Here is a 1066-nt window from a genome sequence, read left to right as displayed (position 1 = left end):
TTCATTGTAGCTGTTTTCGGCAAGAATCTGCTCGGGTTTATCATCTACCTGGTGTTTATGTACCAAGAGCCTGTTCTGATGATCATATTCAAAACGTTCTGTGATCGTGATTCCGGATTCATTGGCCATTCTTTTGTGAAGAGTAACCGTTTTCTTTACAACCCCGGCAAAATCAAGCTCAGATTCTGTGCGGGTATATCCACCCAAATGGTTGATCGAATGACTGCCTATTACCCGTGCTTTTTGATCATAATAAGTATAATTCTTGGTCCAGCTATCGTCTTCAACATTCTTTACAAAACTCATGACAGGAAGCCCTTTGGTACTTCTGCCATCTGAAGTGGGAGTACCCGTTAAAACGGTCACCTCCGGAGTATTAGCAGGAAATGAAGGATTGAAATCGTATCCTGGATAGCTGTCGTAATAATTGACACTTACGATAGACTCTGTATCCATGGCGAAATTGATATTGGTATAGTAAATATTAATTCCATTTTTTGTAAAGCCTGCTGTATCGCGGGATTCGGTAATCGTCAAGTCTTTAATAAGGTTCTGCAGATAAGCTCTTTTCTCTGTTGTAGCAATGAATCCTGTATATATAACTCTTCCTAAGGCATCATATTTGGTCATCAACCATTTATTCTTTGTAGCCATTACTGCATCTTGGGTCAGGATAAGACGGTCCGTCTTATCATACACCATATATTCCCAGCCTTTTCCCGGAAGCTTCTTTTCTACAAGTCTGCCTCTTCCGTCATAGCGGTACTGATAGCACAGATCATTAAGCAGATCATCAGTAACGGCCTTATGTACCGCATTGGGAGGAATCACAAAGGCCAGCTGATTGTATTCATTATACACATAATAGGTATCCACATGAAGCGTAGAACTCATGATCTTCCTTACCAGTACAATCTGTCCCTGACCGTTTTTAAATTCTACGGTTTCATTACCATCCTCATCTTTGACACTAATTTTATAGAGCTGATTAAGGGGGTAAGTCCCGTTAGATGATAAGCCTAAAGTACTTTTTGTAGCTCCGTTCTCCCATGTCGTAGTGGTGACA

Annotated in this window: 1 pseudogene; it reads right to left on the bottom strand. The window is 40.7% G+C overall.

What is annotated here, in order from left to right:
• Window positions 1-1066 (bottom strand): annotated as a pseudogene (locus ACQ76T_RS25075) (RHS repeat-associated core domain-containing protein); the annotation flags it as partial.

The organism is Chryseobacterium sp. JK1 (assembly GCF_050632815.1).
In the GTDB taxonomy this organism is placed as follows: Bacteria; Bacteroidota; Bacteroidia; order Flavobacteriales; family Weeksellaceae; genus Chryseobacterium.
Note: the sequence above shows the minus strand (reverse complement) of the source record. Positions and strands in the feature narration are given on the sequence as shown.